The following is an 18,876-nucleotide window of genomic DNA, read 5'->3' as shown; positions in this document are numbered from 1 at the left end:
ATGAAACCACTTTTCAAGAAACAGCCGTCCGGGTTTCCCATTGCGGACAATCAGCTCCCCAACCTCCCGCGTGAGGTCAAATTCTGCAAACGCTGCGTGACGTCCAACCAGCGCCCCCGCATCACCTTCGACGAGGAAGGCATCTGTTCCGCCTGCCGCTATGCGGAGATCAAGGAGACGCTCAACTGGGACGAACGCGAAAAGGAACTGGTCGAACTGCTGAACAGGCACCGCTCCAAGGACGGCAGCTACGACTGCATCGTCCCCTCCAGCGGCGGCAAGGATTCGGCCTACGTGGCCTACATGCTCAAGCACCAGTATGACATGCACCCGTTGACCGTCACCTGGACGCCGTTCATGTACACGGACATCGGCCGCCGGAATTACGAACAGTTCGTGCACTCCGGCTACGACAACATCTTCTGCATGCCCGACGGCATCATCCACCGGAAGCTGTCGCGCACCGCCCTGGAATGCAACGGCGACGCCTGGGACCCCTTTGCCTGGGGACAGAAGGCCTTCGCCATGCAGATCGCCCACCGCTTCAACATCCCGCTGGTCTTCTACGGGGAGAACGGCGAGCTGGAGTACGGCGGCAGCCTCCACGCCCTGGACAAGGCCTGCGAGGACATCCGCGACTGGAAAGACCTCTACTTCCGCGGCAACGGCGTGGACGAGCTTGCCCAGATCGGCAAGGAATGCGGCGTGTTCGAGCAGGGCGAACTGCTCCCCCGCTCGCTCGACATCTACAAGGCCCCGCCGCCCGAAACCGTCGAGAAGCTCGGCCTGGAAATGCACTGGTTCTCCTACTACAAGAAGTGGATTCCCCAGGAGAACTACTACTGCGCGGTGGAGCATTCCGGTTTCGAAACCAACCCGGAACGCAGCGAGGGAACGTACACCAAGTACGCCAGCCTCGACGACAAGACCGACGGGTTCCATTTCTGGTTCGGCTACCTCAAGTTCGGCATGGGCCGCACGACCCGCGACGCATCCATGGAGGTGCGCAGCAAGCACATCACCCGCGAGGAAGCCGTCGCCCTGGTGCACCGCTACGACGGGGAGTTCCCGCAGAAGTACTTCACGGAATTCATGGACTACCTCGACATGGATGTGGCCCACTTCTGGCAGATTGCGGACCATTTCCGCACGCCCCACCTGTGGGAGAAGACCGGCACCGACTGGAAGCTGAAATACCTGGTCGAGGATCTCTAGCCCGGGAACGCCTGAACCATGCTCTGCGCCATTCCGCTTGAAATAGCCGTCAGGGAACTGAACGGCATGCTCTACCAGTCCCTGCATCTGGCGGCCAAGGGCATGCCCACGCTCATCGGCGAACGCATGGTCAACGAGTACGTGGTGGGCTGCGGCAAGCCGGTGCTCTACTTCGACAGCGACCAGTCCGTCGGGATCAACGAAACCATTCTCCGGGACGGCGGCGTCGTCTTCAACGTCAATCCCGAGGGCATGCACGTCGCCCAGGAGCAGCAGACCCTGGACAACTTCACGCGCATCGCCCACTGCGTCTCCCTCATCTGCACCTGGGGGGAACGCCAGGTCCGGGACCTCAGGTCCGTATTCCCGGAAGAGGTCCATGACCGCATCCGGGCCACGGGCTACCCGCCCTTCGACCTCATCCAGCCGAGGTTCAAGCCCCTGCATGAAAACCCAGCCATCATTGAAGAACATGGCCGAGACTACGTGCTCATCAATACCAGCTTCGCCTATGCCAACAACATCATGGGCTTCGAGCGGTACATGAAGATGCTGTCCAGGATGGATGAGTGGAAGATCTACGCCGACCCCGAGTACCTGGCCATCCAGCAGGGCATCCACGACCACCAGAAGCTGATGCTGGACGCCGTGGTCGATCTGGCCGCCAAGCTCTCGGGCTTCTTCCCGGAACGGCACGTCATCATCCGCCCGCACCCCGGCGAAGACGCTTCCTTCTACTCCGACAGGCTCGCCGGGCTGAAAAATGTTTTCGTGGAAAAGAAAGGAACGGCCCGGGAATGGATCGCCTCGGCCGGGTTCGTCATCCACCATGACTGCACGACAGGCATGGAGGCCCTGCTCATGGGCTGTCCGGTCATCCAGTACCGGCCCCACTACAACAAGCGAGCCATGGCCCCGATCATGCCCTCGCTGGGAGTGAAGACCACGAATCCGGATGAAGTGGCCGACGTCATCCGTTCGGGCTCCATGCCTGAAGAGACGCGCCAAGCCCAGCTGGAGATCCTCGCCCCGTACCTCGCCAACAGCGTCGACAGCGCGGCCCAAACCATTGCCGGACTGGCCGCCGAATACGGCAAGGACCGCGAGACATGGCTTCCCGCCCCCCTGGGGGCATGGGAAAGCGCCAAATGCTGGCGCAAGTACGTGAGCAAGCTCCTCCGCGCGCGCCAACCCGGCAAGAACGGGCGTAAGGTTCGCTACGCCCTGAACAAATTTCCGAGAATTTCCTTGGAAGAGATCAGCCGACTACTAGAAAGGCTCCGCCGCTGCGAGCCAGGCCTGCCGGAGGTGGCGGTGAAGCAGCTGTGCCTGAACACCTTCCTGATCACGCCGCGCGACTGACGGCCGACCGCTACTTGTCTTTCTTGTCGTCCTGCCGGTTCTTGAAGGTGATGGACGCGAGGCAGCCGGCCAGGCCGCCCAGGGCCACGGCCTTGCCCGGGGACATCATGCCCGTGAAGCTGAAGAGATAGCCGATGGCGCAGCCTGCGATAATGCCCTTGGCCAGGACATCGATCCATTGCATGAAATCCCTTCCGTCATCATCCATAAGGCTCTCCGTGACAGGTCTGTTGTTAGCGGTTGCCGTGCGCGGCCAATACCATTATCATCCGCGCGCAAACGCTGGCATATGACCACAAAACACGGCGAAGGACAAGGAATACGGGGGCCATCACCCACTCGTCCCGCCCCGCGTTTTTTTATGGTTTTTCACTTGACACTGATTCTCAACATCACTATCAAGTGAATGTCCGGCAACGCTGCCGGAAGAAACTTTGGGGGAAATCATATGCTCGATACGATCATTGTCGTGGCCATCGTCGCCATAGCGGCCTTTTTCGTGGGCCGCAGGATCCTGCGCTCCTTCACCGCCAAGCAGCCCGGCTGCGGATGTGGCGGCTGTGGGCAGTCCGGTTCATGCTCCGGCATCAAGGACAGCCCCGGCAAGCACGACTGCTGCGGCTCAAGGTAATTTTTTTTGAACAAACGTTGAGAACAATTCTCAACAAACGCTCTTCGAGGATCATCGCAATGGCACAAGACATGTGTTTACGCAAAGCCAGGGTCAACCAGAAACTCAAAATCAGGACGGTCAGCGCGGACGGCGAGCTCGGCCGCCGCATCCGCGACATGGGACTCATCCCCGGCACCGAGGTCACGGTCATCGGCAAGGCGCCCCTGCGCGATCCCGTGGCCCTCCGGCTCCGCGACTTCACGCTGACCTTGCGCAACAGCGAGGCCGACCACATCACCGTCACCCCCCTGGAGGACTAGACGCATGGGTACATACACCATCGGCATCGCAGGCAACCCGAACTGCGGCAAGACCACCATGTTCAACGCCCTGACCGGGGCTCGTCAGCATGTGGCCAACTGGCCCGGCGTGACCGTCGAGAAAAAAATCGGCCACATCCACGCCGGTTCCGATTCCGTGGAGCTTGTAGACCTGCCCGGAACCTATTCCCTGACCGCCTACACCCAGGAGGAACTGGTCGCCCGGAACTTCCTGGTGGACGACCGGCCCCAGGCGGTCATCGACATCATGAACGCCGATGCCCTGGAACGAAACCTCTACCTGGCCGTGCAGATCATGGAACTGGGCGTACCGCTCATCCTCGGCCTGAACATGATGGACGAGGTGCGCAAGTCCGGCAAACGGATCGACAGCGCGCGGCTGGAGGAGCTGTCCGGCTGCGCCGTGATCGAGACCGTGGCCCGCTCCGGCCAGGGGGCTCAGGAACTGCTGCGCTCCACCCTGGATGTGGCCAAGAGCCAGACCGGTGAATGGAAGGCCCTGAACATCTCCTACGGCCCGGACCTGGACCCGGTCCTGTGCGAGATGGAGAAGCTGATTGCCGAGGCCGAGTTCCTGACCGACAGGGTGCCCGCCCGCTGGACCGGCATCAAATACCTGGAACGGGACGAGGACGTCATCGTCAAGGGGCGTATGGCCAACACCATGCTCTCGGATAAGCTCGAAGCCATGGCCCGCGAGGTGGCCGAGCACACCCAGAAGACCCTGAACATGCGGCCCGACGCGCTCATCGCCGACTACCGCTACGGGTTCATCGCCTCCATGATCAAGGACGTGGTCACCTACCCCGCCTCCAGCGAAGACCGCATCAGCCGCTCCGACAAGATGGACAAGGTTCTGACCCACAAGGTCCTCGGCCCGCTGATCATGCTCGGCATCGTCTATCTCATCTATGAAATCACCTTCGCCGTAGGCGAGATCCCCATGGGCTGGCTGGAGTCGCTCTTCGGACTGCTCGGCGACACGGCCACCAACCTCCTGCCTCCCGGACACCTGCAGTCGCTGATCGTCTCCGGCATCATCGACGGCGTGGGCGGCGTGCTCGGCTTCGTGCCGCTGATCATGTTCATGTTCCTGATGATCTCGGCCCTGGAGGACTCCGGCTACATCGCCCGCATGGCCTACATGCTCGACCGCATCTTCAAGATATTCGGCCTGCACGGCACCTCGGTGCTGCCGTTCATCGTGTCCGGCGGCATCGCGGGCGGCTGCGCCGTGCCCGGCGTCATGGCCACCCGCACCCTGCGCTCGCCCAAGGAGAAGCTGGCCACCCTGTTCGTGGCCCCGTACATGACCTGCGGCGCCAAGGTGCCCGTCTTCCTCATGCTCGCCGCCGCCTTCTTCCCCGAGGACTCGGCCACGGTCATGCTGGTCATCACCCTGTCCGCCTGGGCCATGGCCCTGCTCGTGGCGCGGGTGCTCCGCTCCACGGTCATCAAGGGCGCGTCCACCCCATTCGTCATGGAGCTGCCTCCCTACCGCATGCCCACCCTCCAGGGCGTGCTCATCCACACCTGGGAGCGCACCTGGGAATACGCCAAGAAGGCCGGAACCGTCATCCTGGGTATCTCCATCCTTCTCTGGGCCATGATGACCTTCCCCGAACTGCCCGCCGACCGCGTGGCCCACTACGAGGCGCAGCGCGCGGCGGCCCAAAGCGAGGAGCAGGTCACGACCATCGACAACGCCGAGGCCGAAGAGGCCGTCCGCCACACCTACGCGGGCCGCATCGGCACCGCGCTGGAACCCGTGACCAAACTGGCCGGCTTCAACTGGCGGGTGAATATCGCCCTGACCGGCGGCTTCGCGGCCAAGGAGGTCATCGTCTCCACCCTGGGCACGGCCTACTCCCTTGGTGAAGTGGACACCGAAGAGGCGCAGCCCCTGTCCGACCGCCTGGTGGCCGACCCGGACTTCTCCGCAGCCACGGCCATCGCCCTGATCATCTTCACCATGCTCTACGCCCCCTGCTTCGTCACCGTGGTGACCATGGCCCGGGAATCGAGCTGGCGCTGGGCCGCCTTCAGCGTGGTCGGGTCCACCGGCCTGGCCTTCGTCATGGCAGTGCTGGCATTCAACATATCGAAAGCATTCCTCTAACGTTACCACCTCCAAATCAGGAAAGGGGAGTCCTTCGGGACTCCCTTTTCTTTTGATCTGATATCCCCTATGGTGCGCCCCAGAAACACACTCACGCGGTTCGTTCTTGGGTCGCACATGAGGACTACTCGGCTAGAAAGCATGAATATCCTTTTCGTCAACTCCACACGCAAATGGGGCGGGGTCAAGACATGGTCCCTGGACAATGCCCTTGCCATGCGCAAACTGGGGCATGACGCAGCCATCGTGGGCAGGCCAGGCCCATTCATAGACAAGGCCCGAGCTCTCGGCATCCCGGCCACGGAGCATGCATTCGGCTTTGATTTCAATCCTTCTTCAATTCTTTTTTTCCTGCGATTATTCAGAATCCACAGAACCGAGATGTTGATTCTGAACATCTCCAAGGATCTACGCACGGCAGGCGTGGCCGCCCGGCTGGCGGGCATCCCCATGGTCCAGCATCTTGGGGCGCCCGGCGACGTGCAAAATCGCTTCAAAACGAGATTGACCCAACGGCTGCTCAAGCCGGCCCTGGTCACCTGCAGCGATTTCGTCAGACAGGCGCTGCTTCGCTCCGTACCCATCTATCGGGACTACCCTTTTGGATTCATTTATCCGGGCACGGAGATAAGCCCCGCGCCGCCCGCATCCGTCAACGCCCCACGGGTGATCATCGCCACCAGCCAACTCAATCCGGACAAACAGCACGGCCACCTGATCGAGGGGCTCTCGCTGCTGAAAAAAGACGGATATGATTTCCGTTGCATTATCGTGGGTACGGGCAAGGATGAAGAGCGACTCAAGCAACAATGCCGTATGCTCGGACTGGACAAGCAGGTCGAATGGACCGGGTTCGTCAAGAACGTGCAGGAAGAGCTCCGAAGAGCCGACATATTCGTTCTACCCACAGGATGCGAACCCCTTGGCATCGCCCTTGAGGAGGCCATGGCCAATGGTCTGGTTTCAGTGGCCCGGAACATCGGCGGCCCTCCGGAAATCTGGCCTCCCGAATGGACCAACCTTCTGGTCGAGCCGGCCGGTGAAGGCAAGGAATTTCGCGCGACCCTGGCCAAGCTGCTGGACATGCCGGAAGAGCAATTGCTCTCCTTGAAACGGGCCTTCAGGGAACACGCCGAAAAAACGTTTTCCATCGACAAACAGGCCAGGGAATTGCTCGCCTGGTTACACACAATCGCCTGATCAGCCACGATCCCACTTCATGAAAACCGTTTTGAGAATTCTGCGGGAAATCCTGCAAAATGCCTTTTCGTCTTCCTACGAGTTGTTCAAGATCATGATTCCGGTGCTCATCCTGGTCAAAATCCTCCAGGAGCTCGACCTGATCAAGTACCTGGCCTGGCCGCTGGAGCCGATCATGAACGTGCTCGGCCTGCCCGCCGAGATGGGGCTCGTCTGGGCCACCACCCTGATCAACAACATCTACACCGGCATGATCGTCCTGGCCTCCTTTGCCGGGGACGCGCCCCTGACCGCGGCCCAGGCCACGGTGCTCGGCGTGCTCATGCTCGTGGCCCACGGCCTGCCCATCGAGACCGCCATCGCCGACCGCTCCGGAGCCCGGTTCCTCTTCCAGTGCTGCGTGCGCATGCTCGGGGCCTTTGTCCTGGCCTGGCTGCTCCACATGGTCTACTCGGCCACCGGCACCCTGAGCGGCCCCGCGCCCATGCTCTTCCAGACCGACCCATCCGCCGGGACCGGCTCCATCGCTGCCTGGGCGCTGGGCCAGGTCCGAAACCTGGCGTCCATCTTCTGCATCATCTTCTCCCTGATCACCGTCATGCGCGTGCTCCAGGCCATCGGCGTCATTGACCTCATGAACCGCATCCTGCGGCCCGTGCTCGACCTCATCGGCATCGGGCCCAAGGCCTCGGCCATCACCGTCATCGGCCTGACCATGGGGCTGTCCTACGGCGGCGGGCTGATCATCAGCGAGGCCCGCAACGGAAGCCTGAGCAAGGAAGACGTCTTCTACTCCCTGACCTTCATGGGCTTGTGCCACTCGCTCATCGAGGATACGTTGCTGATCATACTCATCGGCGGGCACCTGAGCGGCGTGCTCTGGGGACGCCTCATCTTCGCCGTGCTGGCCATGGCCGCCATCGTCCAGATCGTCCGACGCGTGCCCGAACGGGCCCGCGCTGCCTATCTCTGGGCCGACAAATAACCTCTGACAAGGAGAACACCATGTCCGATATCCAGCTCATCCATACCGATAAAGCCCCGGCCGCCGTGGGCCCCTACTCCCAGGCAACCGCCGTGAACGGCACCCTGTACGTCTCCGGACAGCTCGGCATCATCCCGTCCGAAGGCAAGCTGGCCGAAGGCTTCAAGGCCCAGACCCGCCAGGCCCTGAAAAACCTCAAGGCCATCCTCGAAGAGGCCGGGTCCTCCCTGGACAAGGTCATGGCCGTGGATGTGTTCATCATGGACATGGGCCGGTTCGCCGACCTGAACGGCATCTACGCCGAATACTTCTCCAGCCACAAACCCGCGCGGGCCGCAGTACAGGTGGCCGGCCTGCCGCTCGGCGGACTGGTCGAGTTCAAGTGCGTGGCCGTCATCGATTAATCGTCGAAAACGCGTAACAAAACTCTACTTGACAGTTTCAACGCAAAACAAGTACTTCCATTTCATGCATAGCAACACCGCCCGTTTCTTTTTCTTTTTTAGCTTTATCAGGAACGCCTGCGGTCTTGGTGTGCGCTAGTCTTTAAACAAAGAAGAACCAACCAAGAGGCCGCGGGCATAGTCCGCGGCCTCTTTCTTTTTGGGCCGCGCCGCAGCCGCCAGACACAAGGAGCACCGTCATGCATCTCGGAAAAGCCATTCGGATGGAACGCATCATGAACCGCAACAACGGCCGGACCATCGTGGTCCCCCTGGACCACGGCGTGACCGTGGGCCCCATCTACGGCATCGTGGACCTGCGCGAGACCGTCAACCAGGTGGCCGAGGGCGGGGCCAACGCCGTGCTCATGCACAAGGGCATCCCCCGCTGCTCCCACCGCGCGGGCGGCAAGGACATCGGCCTGATCATCCACCTGTCCGCCTCCACCTCCCTGTCCCCCTTCCCCAACGCCAAGGCCATGGTCGGCACCGTGACCGACGCCCTCAAGCTCGGCGCGGACGCCGTGTCCATCCACGTCAACCTCGGCGACGAGACCGAGCCGCAGATGCTCGCCGACCTCGGCAGGCTCTGCTTCGAAGCAGGCGAATGGGGCATGCCCGTGCTGGCCATGATGTACGCGCGCGGCCCCAAGATCAAAAACGAATACGACCCGCAGATCGTGGCCCACTGCGCCCGGGTGGGCGTGGAGCTCGGCGCGGACATCGTCAAGGTCAACTACACCGGCGACCCCGAAACCTTCGCGCGCGTAGTCGACGGCTGCTGCGTGCCCGTGGTCATCGCGGGCGGACCCAAGCTCGACTCCGACCGCGACCTCGTCCAGATGGTCCACGACTCCATCCAGGCGGGCGGCAGCGGCCTGTCCGTGGGCCGGAACATCTTCCAGCACGCCAACCCGGCCAAGATCGTGGCCGCCCTGAACAAGGTCGTCCACGAAGACTGGACCGTCGACGCCGCCATGGAGCTGCTTTAAGAAGGCCTCCGGCGGCCGGGGGAAGAGAAGAGGGAAGCCCTTTGGAAAGGGTTGGAACTCTCCTCTTTCCCCGGCCCCCATCCCCAGCCCTTTCCTAACCTTTTTTTGCGCTTCGCGAGTGTGGGCGTACAAAAGAGTCTTGCCCCTTTACCTTGCGGTGCCCAAGTGGAATGATGACCTGAAAGAAACAGGGCCGGGCGCGAACGCACGGCCCTGCGGCGGGTATTTGTCATCGGGAGTTGCTCCGGCGAGGAGGCTTGTATTCCTCTAGCCGTCGAATTCGACCCGGACGGTGTCGAGGTAGCGGGCCAGGGTGTCCACGTGCTGTTCCAGGGCGTCGGGATCGCGTTTCAGGGCGGCCTGTTCGATCTCGTGGCCGATCATGCCCATGCCCTTGAACCCGTAGCCGCTGCCGGTGCCGCGAGCCGTGTGTCCCAGGCGGACCAGGGTTTCGAAATCCCGAACGTGCAGGGCGTTGCGCATCTGTTCGAGGTCCTGGCGGGAGACGTCGAAAAACCGATCCAGCAATTTTTCCAGATCGGACGGGATCCGCTCGACCTCCGGGTACTCGCACATGGGTATATCCTTGGTGCAGGCCAGTGCACTTGGTTGAATATGTGAAAATTCGAACGTATGATTCAGGCGGACATTAAGGATAGACAATCTGCTGTCAAACAAAAATCTCATTACCACGATATGACACGAACAATCCTTTTGCTGATGCTGACCTGCCTGATGGCCTCCTGCTCCCGGTACGACGCCGTGCGCATCGCCCGAGCCGCAGCCACGGGCAACCCGGCGGCAGCGGCCGAGGCCCTGGCCCGGGACAAGGCCATCGGCTACGCCACCAATCCGGCGGCCATCGGCAACGACCTGAAAAATTTCCAGAAACTCCTGGAGGCCTTTACCAAGGCAGTGACCGGGGTGTGGGGCAAGGACGACGCGCGCATGCCCGCGCCCAAGCAGTACGTCAAATACACGGACAACTACCTCTCGCGGGCCAGCGTGGACTTCGACACCGGAGTGATCACGGTCGAGACCGTGGCCGAGAAAGAGCCCCTCAAGAGCCTGCGCAACGCCATCGTGACCACCCTGCTCACCCCCGGCGACCCGCGCGCCGTGGACCTCTATTCGGCCAAGACCGTCAAGCTCGGGGACACCCCGTTCCTGCTGGGCGAGGTCAAGGACGCGGACGGCCGGGACATCCGCTGGGAATGGCGTGCCGGGCAATTCGCCGACCATCTCATCGCCAACGATCTCAAGACCCGCCCGGTCCGGGGCAAGACCGCCCGGTACGTGACCTTCGACATGGTCAAGGACCACCTCAACGTGCGCGCGGCCAAATACCGCGAACTGGTGCGAACGACCGCCAAGCGGTTCGAGATCAGCCGGAACCTGGTCTACGCCATCATGAGGGTGGAGTCCGACTTCAACCCGTTCGCGGTCAGCGCCGCCTCGGCCGTGGGGCTGATGCAGGTGGTCCCGTCCACGGCGGGCAGCGACGTGTACCGCTTACTGCACGGCAAGTCCGGGCAGCCCTCGCGCAAGGACCTGTTCGAGCCGCCGACCAACATCGCCTACGGCACGGCCTACCTGCACCTGCTCGACTCGAAATTCCTGGGCGCGATCAGGAACCCGGTGTCCAGGGAGTACTGCGTCATCGCCGGCTACAACGGGGGCGCGGGCGGCGTGCTCAAGACCTTTGACAAGGACAGGGACCGCGCGGCCGAAAAGATCAACGCCATGCAGCCGGCCGGGGTGTATGAAACGCTGCGCAAGGAGCTTCCCTTCGACGAGACCCGGCGCTATCTTGGCAAGGTTCTTGAAGCCAAGAAGCAGTTCGTCAACTTCTAGTCACCGCGAGCCATGAACCTGCAGGAACTGATCTCTTCCGCCGAAGCCCAATTCGACCGGCTCATTGCCCTACTCTTCCCCGGCGTATCGCCGGAGTACCTCCGCCTGGCCGGGGCCGTATTGCTCGGGCTGGCGGCCCTGGTCCTGCTCCTCATCGGGCTCAGGCTGCTGAGACGCCCCGGACATCACAATTCCCATTCCACGCGCACGGGCATTCCGCGCACCCTGCAGCAGAAGGGCGTGGTGGTGGACGTGCTGGCCGGGCCGGACGACGAGTCCGTGGCCGTGCGCTGCGTGATCACCGCCGCGAAATCCAACAAGATACAGTGCGAGATCATCGAACGGCTGGATGTCATCCGGACCAGGCCCGGCAACGAACTGGTCTGCGTGTTCGCGCCCATGAAGACGCGAGACGGCCGGATCAACTCCTTCACCGCCACCCTGGTGGAGTCGGACCGCGACGGGCGCAGGGCCGACCGGCTGGTCCTGGCCGGGCCCAACGACTACGCGCTCATCCCCCGCCGCAAGCACCAGCGCAAGCGCGTGGCCGACCAGCAGTTCATCCGGGTCAAGCTGTGGACCGCCTCGCCCGGAACGTCGGAGCTGGCCTTCGAGGACGCGGCCCCGCAGATCGGGGTCAATTCGTTCGCCTCGGACGGGCCGGACCAGAGCGCCAACGCGGTCATCAACATCTCCGGCGGCGGACTCGGCCTGTCCGTGCTCAACCGGCTCGTGCCCGAGACCTGCACCGTGTCCACGCCGGTGGTCATCAACCTGTTCATGTTCAATTTCCGGGAAAAGACCTTCAAGCCATACTGGTACGCGGGCGAAGTGCGCACGCTTGAAGAGGGCCGCCCCGGCTTCACCCGCATGGGCATCGAGTTCACGGCAACGGCCAGGGCGGACCGGAATTCCGGCCGTCTTCACTGGATCAATCTGTAAAAGGGAAAGGCGGATCAGCCGCCGACGACCTCGTCGCGCACCCAGCGCTCGAATTCATCGACTTTTTTCGGCAGGTTGAAGGTGGCCCGGCAGGCCGCCAGGCTCGCCTCCTTGACCTCGTCCAGCCGCGCCCGGTTCATGCCCAGCAGCTAGCCCAGGATGTCCCGGATGGCCTCGGCGGCACTCTGGGTGGGCAGGAGGTCAGGCCATACTTGTGCACGCCGCCGATATCGCGGGCCACCGGGATGAACCTATCGGCCATGGGCGCTACCCCAAAACCTTGAGCCATGAGTTCCACGGCGTAACCCAGGGTCCAGGTCTTGACCCCGCCCCATTTGCGGGTGGAATTGACGAAGGCGATGTGCATGCGGTTGTCCGTTGTCCATTCGGTTTCACGGGGCCGAAAAACCCCGGCGGCCCTTGAAAAGACCAACAGTGCCATCGCCCAAATCCACTGCGGAGTCAAATGGTTCGTCCGAAAGCGGCCCGGCGGCGCAAAAAAGCCCCGGCCGACGGCCGGGGCTTTCCCGTAGTCTTTTCGGAGAAGATCAGCCCTTCTTGTTGATGAACCGTTCCTTGGCCAGCCGGGGCAAGTTTCCCGCCCCGTAGCTGTAGCCGGCGATGCGCTTGTTCTGGCGCTTCATGCTGGTCAGGTCCTGCTTCAGCGACTGCCTGAGTTTTCGGGCCTCGCCGGTGATCTCGTCGTGCAGAGACTTCATTTCGACGAGCTTGTCGGCCAGCAGCTTGAGATTGTCCCCGGACAGGCCGAGCATGGCCTCGTCGAGGAGCTGTTCGCGGGAATGAGCCAACCGTTCGGCCGCGTACACGTCCCCCGCCACCAGGAATTCGAGCTCCCGGAGACCGATGGAGATGGCCTCGTCGAGCATGCGGATACGCCGGGCCATGTCTATTTCTTCACCTTGCGGATGTCGTCCCGCAGGGATTTGATGACCTTTTTCCATTTCTCCACCGCCGGCAGGAATTCATATTCAAGCAGATCGGCCAAAAGAATCCAGTCCTCGTTCTCGAGCACGGCGCTCATCTCGGTGAACATGGCGTTGAGCTCCTCGGCGCTCTCCAGATAAGTCGGATGATCCTTGAGGGAATATTCGTCGCGCAGGATGCCGATCATGTTCAGGAAGTTGCGGATGACGTCGATGAGATCCTGGTAGGTCTCCAGGGCCTCGGCGTCGTCGGCCTGGCGGAACAGGGCCGCCACGCGCTTGCCGCCCTCGCTCATGAGGTTGACGACCTTGTAGAGCTCCAGGGTGATCTCCACGGCCATGTCCTCGGTGGCCATGGTCACGATCTCCACGGACTCGACCTCGGACATGTCGATGTCCTCGGCCTGGTGGGGGTAAATCTCGGTGAACGGCTCCTGGTTGACCATGACGTCCGTCACGATGCGGTCCTCCAGATGGCCGTCCTCGACCACTTTGGTGAAGACCTGTTCGAGGTTCTCGAAATTCTGTGCGCCAATATCATATTGCTTTCCATCGATGATGATCATGCTGACCTTCTCCTCCGTGAGTAGATAAAATTTGCCGATTGTTCCGGTGCAATCCGTACAATTCAAGATTCATGCCGATCAGGCCAAGTCGTCGAGCAGCGCGGTCAGGAGCCCCAGATGGCGCTCGGCCACAGACAGAAGGGAGGCGAGGTCGTCTCCCTGGCGCTGGCTTTCGAACATCCACAACAAGGCCAATATATTCAAGTAATTGTTGGATGACAAGATATTCTGCACGCGCTGCCAGGAAGCCAGAAACTTGGTCTTGGCCTGGGGCCTGGGGTTCACGCGCAGGAGCACGCCCTGCTGCGAGAGCAGGAAGAGCATGTCCCGCGCACTCGTCAAAGTTTTGGACAGCTCCCGCCGCATGGCCGGGCCGAGCCGCGCACCCAGGCCGGCACGCACCGGGGCCGCCTCGCCGTCCAGGAAGGCGCGGAAGTGCGCCCGCTGCAGGCCGATCCACAGGGTCCGGTCCGCCCCGTCGTGCCCGGACAGGGATTGAAGCTCCATGAACCCGTCCGCACCGGTCCTCGTCCGCCAGATGCGCGCGCCGGGCACGGGCTCGGGATCGCCCCCCCTCACCAGGGCGCGGGCGCAGGCGTACATGGCCTCCGGGGTCACGGCCCGGCGGCAGGCCTCGTCGTGGGGGCAGGTTTTGCCGAAGGAGCACGGGTGACAGTCCATGTCCGGCTCCAGGCAGATGTCGCCCGCCCGGTACGGCCCCGTGTCCCAGGGCTGGGCCGTGGCCAGGAAGACCGCGCACAGCGGCACGTTCAGGCCCGCGGCCAGGTGCATGGTCCCGGTGTCGTTGGTCAGCAGGACCCGGCAGCGGCTCAAGACGGCGGCCAGTTCGGTCAGGGAGGTCTTGCCCATGCAGTCGATGAACGGAAAATCCGCGCCCTCGGCAAAACGCGCGCCCAGCCCGGCTTCGCCCCCGGTCCCGAGCAGGACCGGCACCAGGCCGTCCCGCTCGTGGAGCATGCGGGCGGTCCGGAGAAAATAGTCCACGGGCCAGCGGCGGCGCTCCTCGCTGGCTCCCGGTTGCAGGGCGGCAAATCCCGCACCCGTCACGCCCGGCACGGACAGCAGTTCGTCCGCTCGGGCCAGAGCCGCCTCGCCGGGAGCGGCCAGGACCAGGGCATTGCCCTCGCGGTCCAGCCCGGCGGCCCGGCGGAAAAGATCGCAGATGTTGAACGGGCTGGCCCCCCGGTTGGCCCCGGCCAATTGCAGGAACGCGGCCCAGGTGGAGGTGTCCGCGTTGAAGCCGAGTTCGTCCACGGTGAAGCCCGTGGCCTTGCCGGACGCCGGGGTCAGCCCGTAGGCCAGAAGCCGGGAGGAGATCGACGGCGTCAGGTTCACGGTCTCGTCGGGCGGAAAGTTGTCGAACACGGACTGCCGGAAACCGCTCAGGTCGCGCACGGCCAGCCGCCAGTCCCTGTCCAGGCCGGAGAGCAACCCCGCGCCGGGAAAGGCGAAGACCCGATCCACGCCGTCGAGCAGGCTGGCCGCCGAAGCGAAGTTGGACAGGCAGACCAGCCCCACCCGGTGCCCCCGGCTCTTGAAACCGGCGATCACGGGCTGGGTCTGGATGAGGTCCCCAAAACGGGTCAGGTTGATGATTAGGACGTTCACGAGCCAAATCCTTATATATAGACGAACGCGCCGTCGGAAAACCGCCAGCACGCGGGATCATTGCAAAAAAGGAGCCGAATCAGAGGCCGGAACCGGCCTGGACCAGCCGGACGAGCTTTTCCACCGCGTGGATGGCTGCCTTGAGGCGAATCCGCTCTCCCCGGTCCAGGGCCGCCGGGTTGATGTAGTTGTGCGGCGGCAGTCCGGTGCGGTCGCACTCCAGGCCGATCTCGAGCCGCTTGCGCTGCAGGTATTCCCAGGCGTCGAGCAGGGACCGGGAGTGGTGCTCGGAGATGTGTCCGGCCCCGCCCAGGGCGCGGATGCGGTCGCAGGTGTTGTGCGGGTGCACGCCGTGCTTGAGCGCCAGGATGCGCGCGCTGTTGGTCAGGTGGGCCAGGACCGACGACTTGATATTCAGGAACCCGTGCCATGGGCCTTCGCGCTCGGTGATGAACGCCCCGAACAAGGTCAGGGGCAGCCGGTAGTCGGTCAGCTCGCGGACCAGCAGGGACAGGGCGATGGGCTTGGTGCGCACGTAGTCCCACAACCGTTCGCGCATGCGCCGGACCTCCTCCTCGGCCCCGAACACGGCCTGGAAGTCGAGGATCAGCCCGGACTGCCACGGCCCCTTTTCCGCCGGGTTGGACAGCCAGCCGGTCAACCGGTCCAGCCAGGTGTCGAAATCCCCCCGCCATTCGGCATTGCTGACCATGACCCCGCCGTCGCACAGGGAGAGCCCCGCGCCGTCCAGGGCGACGACGATGGACTGGGTGCAGTCATCCACTTCGGCCTCATCCACCTCAATCGGGATGAGCAGGCCGTTGTCCTGGTCCGAGCCCGGGACCATCTCCTCGCGGCCGCCCGAGCCGAACTCCATGAAGGTGCACCGCGAAAGCCACAGGTACTCCACGGCATGGGCCTCGAGCACGGCGGTGACCACGTCGCGGTTGAACCGGGTCAGCCGCTTGCACGCCCGCTCGGCGGTCGCCCCCCGGTCCAGCCACTCCTGGACCAGATCAAGCCGGATGCGGCGGATACCCGCCAGCTTGCCCTCGCGGGCCATGACGCGCAATTCCCCCAAAAGGCCGTCCGGGACGTCTCTCAGACCGTTCACGGGCCGCTCACCGTTCAAATTCCTGTCCAAGCCCACGCTCCATGGCAAAAAGTCCAACCGTTGACCGGGAAAAACCGCCCGTTCGCCGCCGGGGCGTCAGGGGCCCAACCCGCGACCGCCCGGCTTCTACCGCTTACCTGAAAACGGATGCTCCCTTTGTTTTCCCTACTGTAAAAGGGCTTCAACGGCAAACTTTCAACCGTATTGGGGGTAAAAAAATGGACCAAATCGAAAGGATTCGCAAACGGCAGCTCAGCATCGCGCTCGGCGTGGGCATTCCCTATTTCGCCTTCGTCATCGGCGTCTTCCTGCTCGTCTACCTGGGAGGGGCATGGGTAACCGGGACGAGCATCCTGGGATTCCCCCTGCACTACTGGCTGGTGGCCGTGGCCATCTACCCGATCACCTGGGCGCTGTTCATCTGGTACGTGGGCAAGGCCAACGAGATAGAGGATGAAATCGCCGAAACCGTCGCAACTCCGGAAACCATGGACGCCATGGAAGCCCGGGAAGGAGCGTAGTCATGGAACTCGGATATCAGATACCGGTCACGGCCCTGCTGCTCATCGGGGCCATGCTGGCCTTCACCGTGGTCACCACCTTCATGTTCCGTAGCCAGAAAACCTCGGCCGACTATTACCTGGCGGGACGCAAGGTCAACTCTTTCATCAACGCCTCGGCCATTTCCTCGGACTACCTGTCCGCCGCCTCGTTCCTGGGCGTGGCCGGCGTGGCCTTCCTGTTCGGCTTCGACGGGATCATCTACGCCCTGGGCTTCTTCGTGGGCTACATCGCCCTGCTGCTTTTCCTGGCCAGCCCCCTGCGCAAGTTCGGGCGCTACACCGTGCCCGACTTCGTCTCGGAACGCTTCCACTCCAAGACGGCGCGCATTCTCGGCGTGATCGGCGTGCTCTTCATCTCGCTCTTCTACATGGCCCCGCAGATGCTCGGCGCGGGCAAGGTCATGGGCCTGCTGCTCAACCTGGACTACTCCACGTCCATCATCATCATCGCCTGCATCATCACCTTCTACGTCACCGTGGGCGGCATGAAGGCCACCACCGTCAACCAGCTGGTCCAGTTCTGGATCCTGTTCGGGGCCATGTTCCTGCTGGCCTTCATTCCCTTCATGATCAAGGGTCTGACCTACACCGACGTGGTCAAGTTCCTGTCCGAGTTCAAGGGCAGCACGCCCATCACCGGCAAGGAGTTCGACGGGGCCGCCTACACCAGCCCGGCCTACTGGCTGACCAGCCTCAAGGACACCCTGTCCCTGCTGCTCGCGCTCATGTTCGGCACCGCCGGACTGCCGCACATCCTGGTGCGCTTCTACACCGCCCCGGACGGCAAGGCCGCGCGCAGGACCGTCATCTACGTGCTCTTCCTCATCGGCATGTTCTACATCCTGAGCCCCTACGTGGGCCACGTCATCCGCTACGTCTTCCTGCAGGGCGAATCCATGGGCGTCTCCCCGCACCTGATGCAGTGGCTGGCCGACAACGGCAAGAACCTGGCCGTGCCCGTGGCGGGCTCCTACTTCGGCGGTCAGGTCCTGCTCGGCATCGTGGTGGCCGGGGCCTTCGCCGCCATCCTGTCCACCGTGGCCGGGCTGATCATCGCCTCGGCCGGAGCCATCGGCCACGACCTGGTGGTCAACGTCTTCAACCCGGACATGCCCGAACGCTCCCGCGTCAAGGTCGCCCGCGTGGCCTCCATCGCCGTGGGACTGCTCGGCATCCCCCTGGGCTTCTGGGCCGAATCCATGCAAATCGCCATCCTCGTGGGACTGGCCTTCGCCATCGCCGCGTCCACCTTCTTCCCGGTCCTGGTCATGGGCGTGTGGTGGCCGAAGATGACCAAGGGCGGGGCCTGCGCCGGGCTGGTCGTCGGCATCGTTGGCTCGTTCTTCATGATCCTCGGCAAATCCATGCTGCCGCACTTCCTGCAGTACAACAACCCCGGCGGGTTCGTGATGATCCTGTCCTTCATCGCTATTTACACAGTGTCCAAGATGGAATACGCCGCCAAGGGCGAAGACGCCCTGCCGCCCGACACCATGGAGGTCATGGCCCTGCTCCACGGCCCCGAACAAGCGTAACCCCCACACACCCCTCTCCCCATAAAGGGCGGCGCCGAGTCATCTCGGCGCCGCCCTGCGTCGTTTGGGATGCCTCCGGCGGCCGGGGCGCTGCCCCGGACCCCGCCAGAGAACCTTTTGAAAAAGGTTCTCTGGACTCTCCAAAACTTTTTGTCGCCGCTTCGCGGGGGGCCGTGCGGACACAACCGCCCTGCCTCTCTTCCCGTCGCCTTGCTACCCCGCTCATTTCGAGAAGAAGGAGCACTCTTTCTCTCTACCCGCCGCACGCGCGAACGCGCATACAAAAAGTTTAGGAAGGAAAAGGGGATGGGGGTCCGGGGGAAGGGGAGAAGGGGGTACAGCCCGGGTACATAGGTAACACATTAGCCCGGGAACATGGGTAACACTTTGGGCATGAGAGCCTGGAGGTGCCCATGCCCTGGAATGAGGTCAAACCTATGGATCAGCGATGGTTGTTCG

The 18,876-nt window shown here is 63.0% G+C and carries 20 protein-coding genes; 13 read left to right on the top strand and 7 right to left on the bottom strand.

Annotated elements, in window-relative coordinates; all coding sequences use genetic code 11:
- Together AB6M95_RS04165 and AB6M95_RS04160 are read left to right on the top strand one after the other, a co-directional pair.
- Positions 1-1,215, top strand: a complete 1,215-nt coding sequence (locus AB6M95_RS04165; RefSeq protein ID WP_371385476.1) for an N-acetyl sugar amidotransferase — start codon at positions 1-3, stop codon at positions 1,213-1,215.
- 18 nt (positions 1,216-1,233) lie between these two features.
- Complete coding sequence (locus tag AB6M95_RS04160) at positions 1,234-2,577, top strand: surface carbohydrate biosynthesis protein (RefSeq protein WP_371385475.1); 1,344 nt, start codon at positions 1,234-1,236, stop codon at positions 2,575-2,577.
- Positions 2,578-2,587: 10 nt separating this feature from the next.
- Here the strand turns inward: AB6M95_RS04160 and AB6M95_RS04155 are convergent, their stop codons facing one another.
- The gene (locus tag AB6M95_RS04155; RefSeq protein WP_371385474.1) at positions 2,588-2,761 is read right to left on the bottom strand and encodes a hypothetical protein; all 174 of its coding nucleotides are present in this window, start codon (positions 2,759-2,761) and stop codon (positions 2,588-2,590) included.
- Between the two features lie 264 nt (positions 2,762-3,025).
- On the opposite strand from AB6M95_RS04155, the gene AB6M95_RS04150 reads away from it, so the two are divergent.
- The 7 genes from AB6M95_RS04150 (at position 3,026) to AB6M95_RS04120 (ending at position 9,270) form a co-directional block, all read left to right on the top strand.
- On the top strand, positions 3,026-3,208 hold the full coding sequence (locus tag AB6M95_RS04150) for a FeoB-associated Cys-rich membrane protein (RefSeq protein WP_371385473.1): 183 nt from the start codon (positions 3,026-3,028) through the stop codon (positions 3,206-3,208).
- 59 nt (positions 3,209-3,267) lie between these two features.
- Entirely contained in the window at positions 3,268-3,510 is a 243-nt protein-coding gene (locus tag AB6M95_RS04145) for a FeoA family protein (protein WP_371385472.1), read from the top strand.
- A 4-nt stretch (positions 3,511-3,514) separates the two neighbouring features.
- Positions 3,515-5,650 (top strand): ferrous iron transport protein B, encoded by a 2,136-nt coding sequence (gene feoB / locus AB6M95_RS04140; protein ID WP_371385471.1) that lies wholly within the window; start codon positions 3,515-3,517, stop codon positions 5,648-5,650.
- Between the two features lie 141 nt (positions 5,651-5,791).
- Complete coding sequence (locus AB6M95_RS04135) at positions 5,792-6,850, top strand: glycosyltransferase (protein ID WP_371385470.1); 1,059 nt, start codon at positions 5,792-5,794, stop codon at positions 6,848-6,850.
- 19 nt (positions 6,851-6,869) lie between these two features.
- Entirely contained in the window at positions 6,870-7,835 is a 966-nt protein-coding gene (locus AB6M95_RS04130) for a nucleoside recognition domain-containing protein (protein ID WP_371385469.1), read from the top strand.
- 20 nt (positions 7,836-7,855) lie between these two features.
- Positions 7,856-8,239 (top strand): RidA family protein, encoded by a 384-nt coding sequence (locus tag AB6M95_RS04125; protein WP_371385468.1) that lies wholly within the window; start codon positions 7,856-7,858, stop codon positions 8,237-8,239.
- Positions 8,240-8,478: 239 nt separating this feature from the next.
- On the top strand, positions 8,479-9,270 hold the full coding sequence (locus tag AB6M95_RS04120) for a 2-amino-3,7-dideoxy-D-threo-hept-6-ulosonate synthase (RefSeq protein WP_371385467.1): 792 nt from the start codon (positions 8,479-8,481) through the stop codon (positions 9,268-9,270).
- Positions 9,271-9,537: 267 nt separating this feature from the next.
- Here AB6M95_RS04120 and AB6M95_RS04115 read toward each other — a convergent pair whose 3' ends face one another.
- The gene (locus tag AB6M95_RS04115; protein WP_371385466.1) at positions 9,538-9,846 is read right to left on the bottom strand and encodes an Hpt domain-containing protein; all 309 of its coding nucleotides are present in this window, start codon (positions 9,844-9,846) and stop codon (positions 9,538-9,540) included.
- 120 nt (positions 9,847-9,966) lie between these two features.
- On the opposite strand from AB6M95_RS04115, the gene mltC reads away from it, so the two are divergent.
- Together mltC and AB6M95_RS04105 are read left to right on the top strand one after the other, a co-directional pair.
- Positions 9,967-11,124: a membrane-bound lytic murein transglycosylase MltC gene (gene mltC, locus AB6M95_RS04110; protein WP_371385465.1), complete on the top strand. Its 1,158-nt coding sequence runs from the start codon at positions 9,967-9,969 to the stop codon at positions 11,122-11,124.
- 12 nt (positions 11,125-11,136) lie between these two features.
- The gene (locus AB6M95_RS04105) at positions 11,137-12,066 is read left to right on the top strand and encodes a hypothetical protein (protein ID WP_371385464.1); all 930 of its coding nucleotides are present in this window, start codon (positions 11,137-11,139) and stop codon (positions 12,064-12,066) included.
- 14 nt (positions 12,067-12,080) lie between these two features.
- Here the strand turns inward: AB6M95_RS04105 and AB6M95_RS04100 are convergent, their stop codons facing one another.
- The 5 genes from AB6M95_RS04100 to AB6M95_RS04080 form a co-directional block, all read right to left on the bottom strand.
- Positions 12,081-12,206 (bottom strand): hypothetical protein, encoded by a 126-nt coding sequence (locus tag AB6M95_RS04100; protein ID WP_371385463.1) that lies wholly within the window; start codon positions 12,204-12,206, stop codon positions 12,081-12,083.
- A gap of 408 nt (positions 12,207-12,614) precedes the next feature.
- The gene (locus tag AB6M95_RS04095) at positions 12,615-12,971 is read right to left on the bottom strand and encodes a hypothetical protein (RefSeq protein WP_371385462.1); all 357 of its coding nucleotides are present in this window, start codon (positions 12,969-12,971) and stop codon (positions 12,615-12,617) included.
- Between the two features lie 2 nt (positions 12,972-12,973).
- Complete coding sequence (locus AB6M95_RS04090; RefSeq protein WP_371385461.1) at positions 12,974-13,576, bottom strand: DUF8043 domain-containing protein; 603 nt, start codon at positions 13,574-13,576, stop codon at positions 12,974-12,976.
- A gap of 78 nt (positions 13,577-13,654) precedes the next feature.
- Complete coding sequence (locus tag AB6M95_RS04085; protein WP_371385460.1) at positions 13,655-15,205, bottom strand: glycosyltransferase family 9 protein; 1,551 nt, start codon at positions 15,203-15,205, stop codon at positions 13,655-13,657.
- 79 nt (positions 15,206-15,284) lie between these two features.
- Positions 15,285-16,319 carry a putative nucleotidyltransferase substrate binding domain-containing protein gene (locus tag AB6M95_RS04080; RefSeq protein WP_371385459.1) on the bottom strand — a complete coding sequence of 345 codons (1,035 nt, stop codon included), beginning with the start codon at positions 16,317-16,319 and terminating at the stop codon, positions 15,285-15,287.
- A gap of 218 nt (positions 16,320-16,537) precedes the next feature.
- Between AB6M95_RS04080 and AB6M95_RS04075 the strand changes: the two genes are divergently transcribed.
- Both AB6M95_RS04075 and AB6M95_RS04070 read left to right on the top strand, forming a co-directional pair.
- Positions 16,538-16,840: a DUF485 domain-containing protein gene (locus tag AB6M95_RS04075; protein WP_371385458.1), complete on the top strand. Its 303-nt coding sequence runs from the start codon at positions 16,538-16,540 to the stop codon at positions 16,838-16,840.
- A 2-nt stretch (positions 16,841-16,842) separates the two neighbouring features.
- Positions 16,843-18,417 (top strand): sodium/solute symporter, encoded by a 1,575-nt coding sequence (locus AB6M95_RS04070; RefSeq protein WP_371385457.1) that lies wholly within the window; start codon positions 16,843-16,845, stop codon positions 18,415-18,417.
- Positions 18,418-18,876 lie beyond the last annotated feature (459 nt).

The organism is Pseudodesulfovibrio karagichevae (assembly GCF_041414475.1).
GTDB classification, from domain to species: domain Bacteria; phylum Desulfobacterota; class Desulfovibrionia; order Desulfovibrionales; family Desulfovibrionaceae; genus Pseudodesulfovibrio; species Pseudodesulfovibrio karagichevae.
Note: the sequence above shows the minus strand (reverse complement) of the source record. Positions and strands in the feature narration are given on the sequence as shown.

Bases quoted from the DNA above. Each gene is read 5' to 3' on its own strand.
- AB6M95_RS04165 (WP_371385476.1), top strand. From the start codon at position 1: ATGAAACCACTTTTCAAGAAACAGCCGTCCGGGTTTCCCATTGCGGAC.
- AB6M95_RS04160 (WP_371385475.1), top strand. From the start codon at position 1,234: ATGCTCTGCGCCATTCCGCTTGAAATAGCCGTCAGGGAACTGAACGGC.
- AB6M95_RS04155 (WP_371385474.1), bottom strand. From the start codon at position 2,761: ATGCAATGGATCGATGTCCTGGCCAAGGGCATTATCGCAGGCTGCGCC.
- AB6M95_RS04150 (WP_371385473.1), top strand. From the start codon at position 3,026: ATGCTCGATACGATCATTGTCGTGGCCATCGTCGCCATAGCGGCCTTT.
- AB6M95_RS04145 (WP_371385472.1), top strand. From the start codon at position 3,268: ATGGCACAAGACATGTGTTTACGCAAAGCCAGGGTCAACCAGAAACTC.
- feoB (WP_371385471.1), top strand. From the start codon at position 3,515: ATGGGTACATACACCATCGGCATCGCAGGCAACCCGAACTGCGGCAAG.
- AB6M95_RS04135 (WP_371385470.1), top strand. From the start codon at position 5,792: ATGAATATCCTTTTCGTCAACTCCACACGCAAATGGGGCGGGGTCAAG.
- AB6M95_RS04130 (WP_371385469.1), top strand. From the start codon at position 6,870: ATGAAAACCGTTTTGAGAATTCTGCGGGAAATCCTGCAAAATGCCTTT.
- AB6M95_RS04125 (WP_371385468.1), top strand. From the start codon at position 7,856: ATGTCCGATATCCAGCTCATCCATACCGATAAAGCCCCGGCCGCCGTG.
- AB6M95_RS04120 (WP_371385467.1), top strand. From the start codon at position 8,479: ATGCATCTCGGAAAAGCCATTCGGATGGAACGCATCATGAACCGCAAC.
- AB6M95_RS04115 (WP_371385466.1), bottom strand. From the start codon at position 9,846: ATGTGCGAGTACCCGGAGGTCGAGCGGATCCCGTCCGATCTGGAAAAA.
- mltC (WP_371385465.1), top strand. From the start codon at position 9,967: ATGACACGAACAATCCTTTTGCTGATGCTGACCTGCCTGATGGCCTCC.
- AB6M95_RS04105 (WP_371385464.1), top strand. From the start codon at position 11,137: ATGAACCTGCAGGAACTGATCTCTTCCGCCGAAGCCCAATTCGACCGG.
- AB6M95_RS04100 (WP_371385463.1), bottom strand. From the start codon at position 12,206: ATGAACCGGGCGCGGCTGGACGAGGTCAAGGAGGCGAGCCTGGCGGCC.
- AB6M95_RS04095 (WP_371385462.1), bottom strand. From the start codon at position 12,971: ATGGCCCGGCGTATCCGCATGCTCGACGAGGCCATCTCCATCGGTCTC.
- AB6M95_RS04090 (WP_371385461.1), bottom strand. From the start codon at position 13,576: ATGATCATCATCGATGGAAAGCAATATGATATTGGCGCACAGAATTTC.
- AB6M95_RS04075 (WP_371385458.1), top strand. From the start codon at position 16,538: ATGGACCAAATCGAAAGGATTCGCAAACGGCAGCTCAGCATCGCGCTC.
- AB6M95_RS04070 (WP_371385457.1), top strand. From the start codon at position 16,843: ATGGAACTCGGATATCAGATACCGGTCACGGCCCTGCTGCTCATCGGG.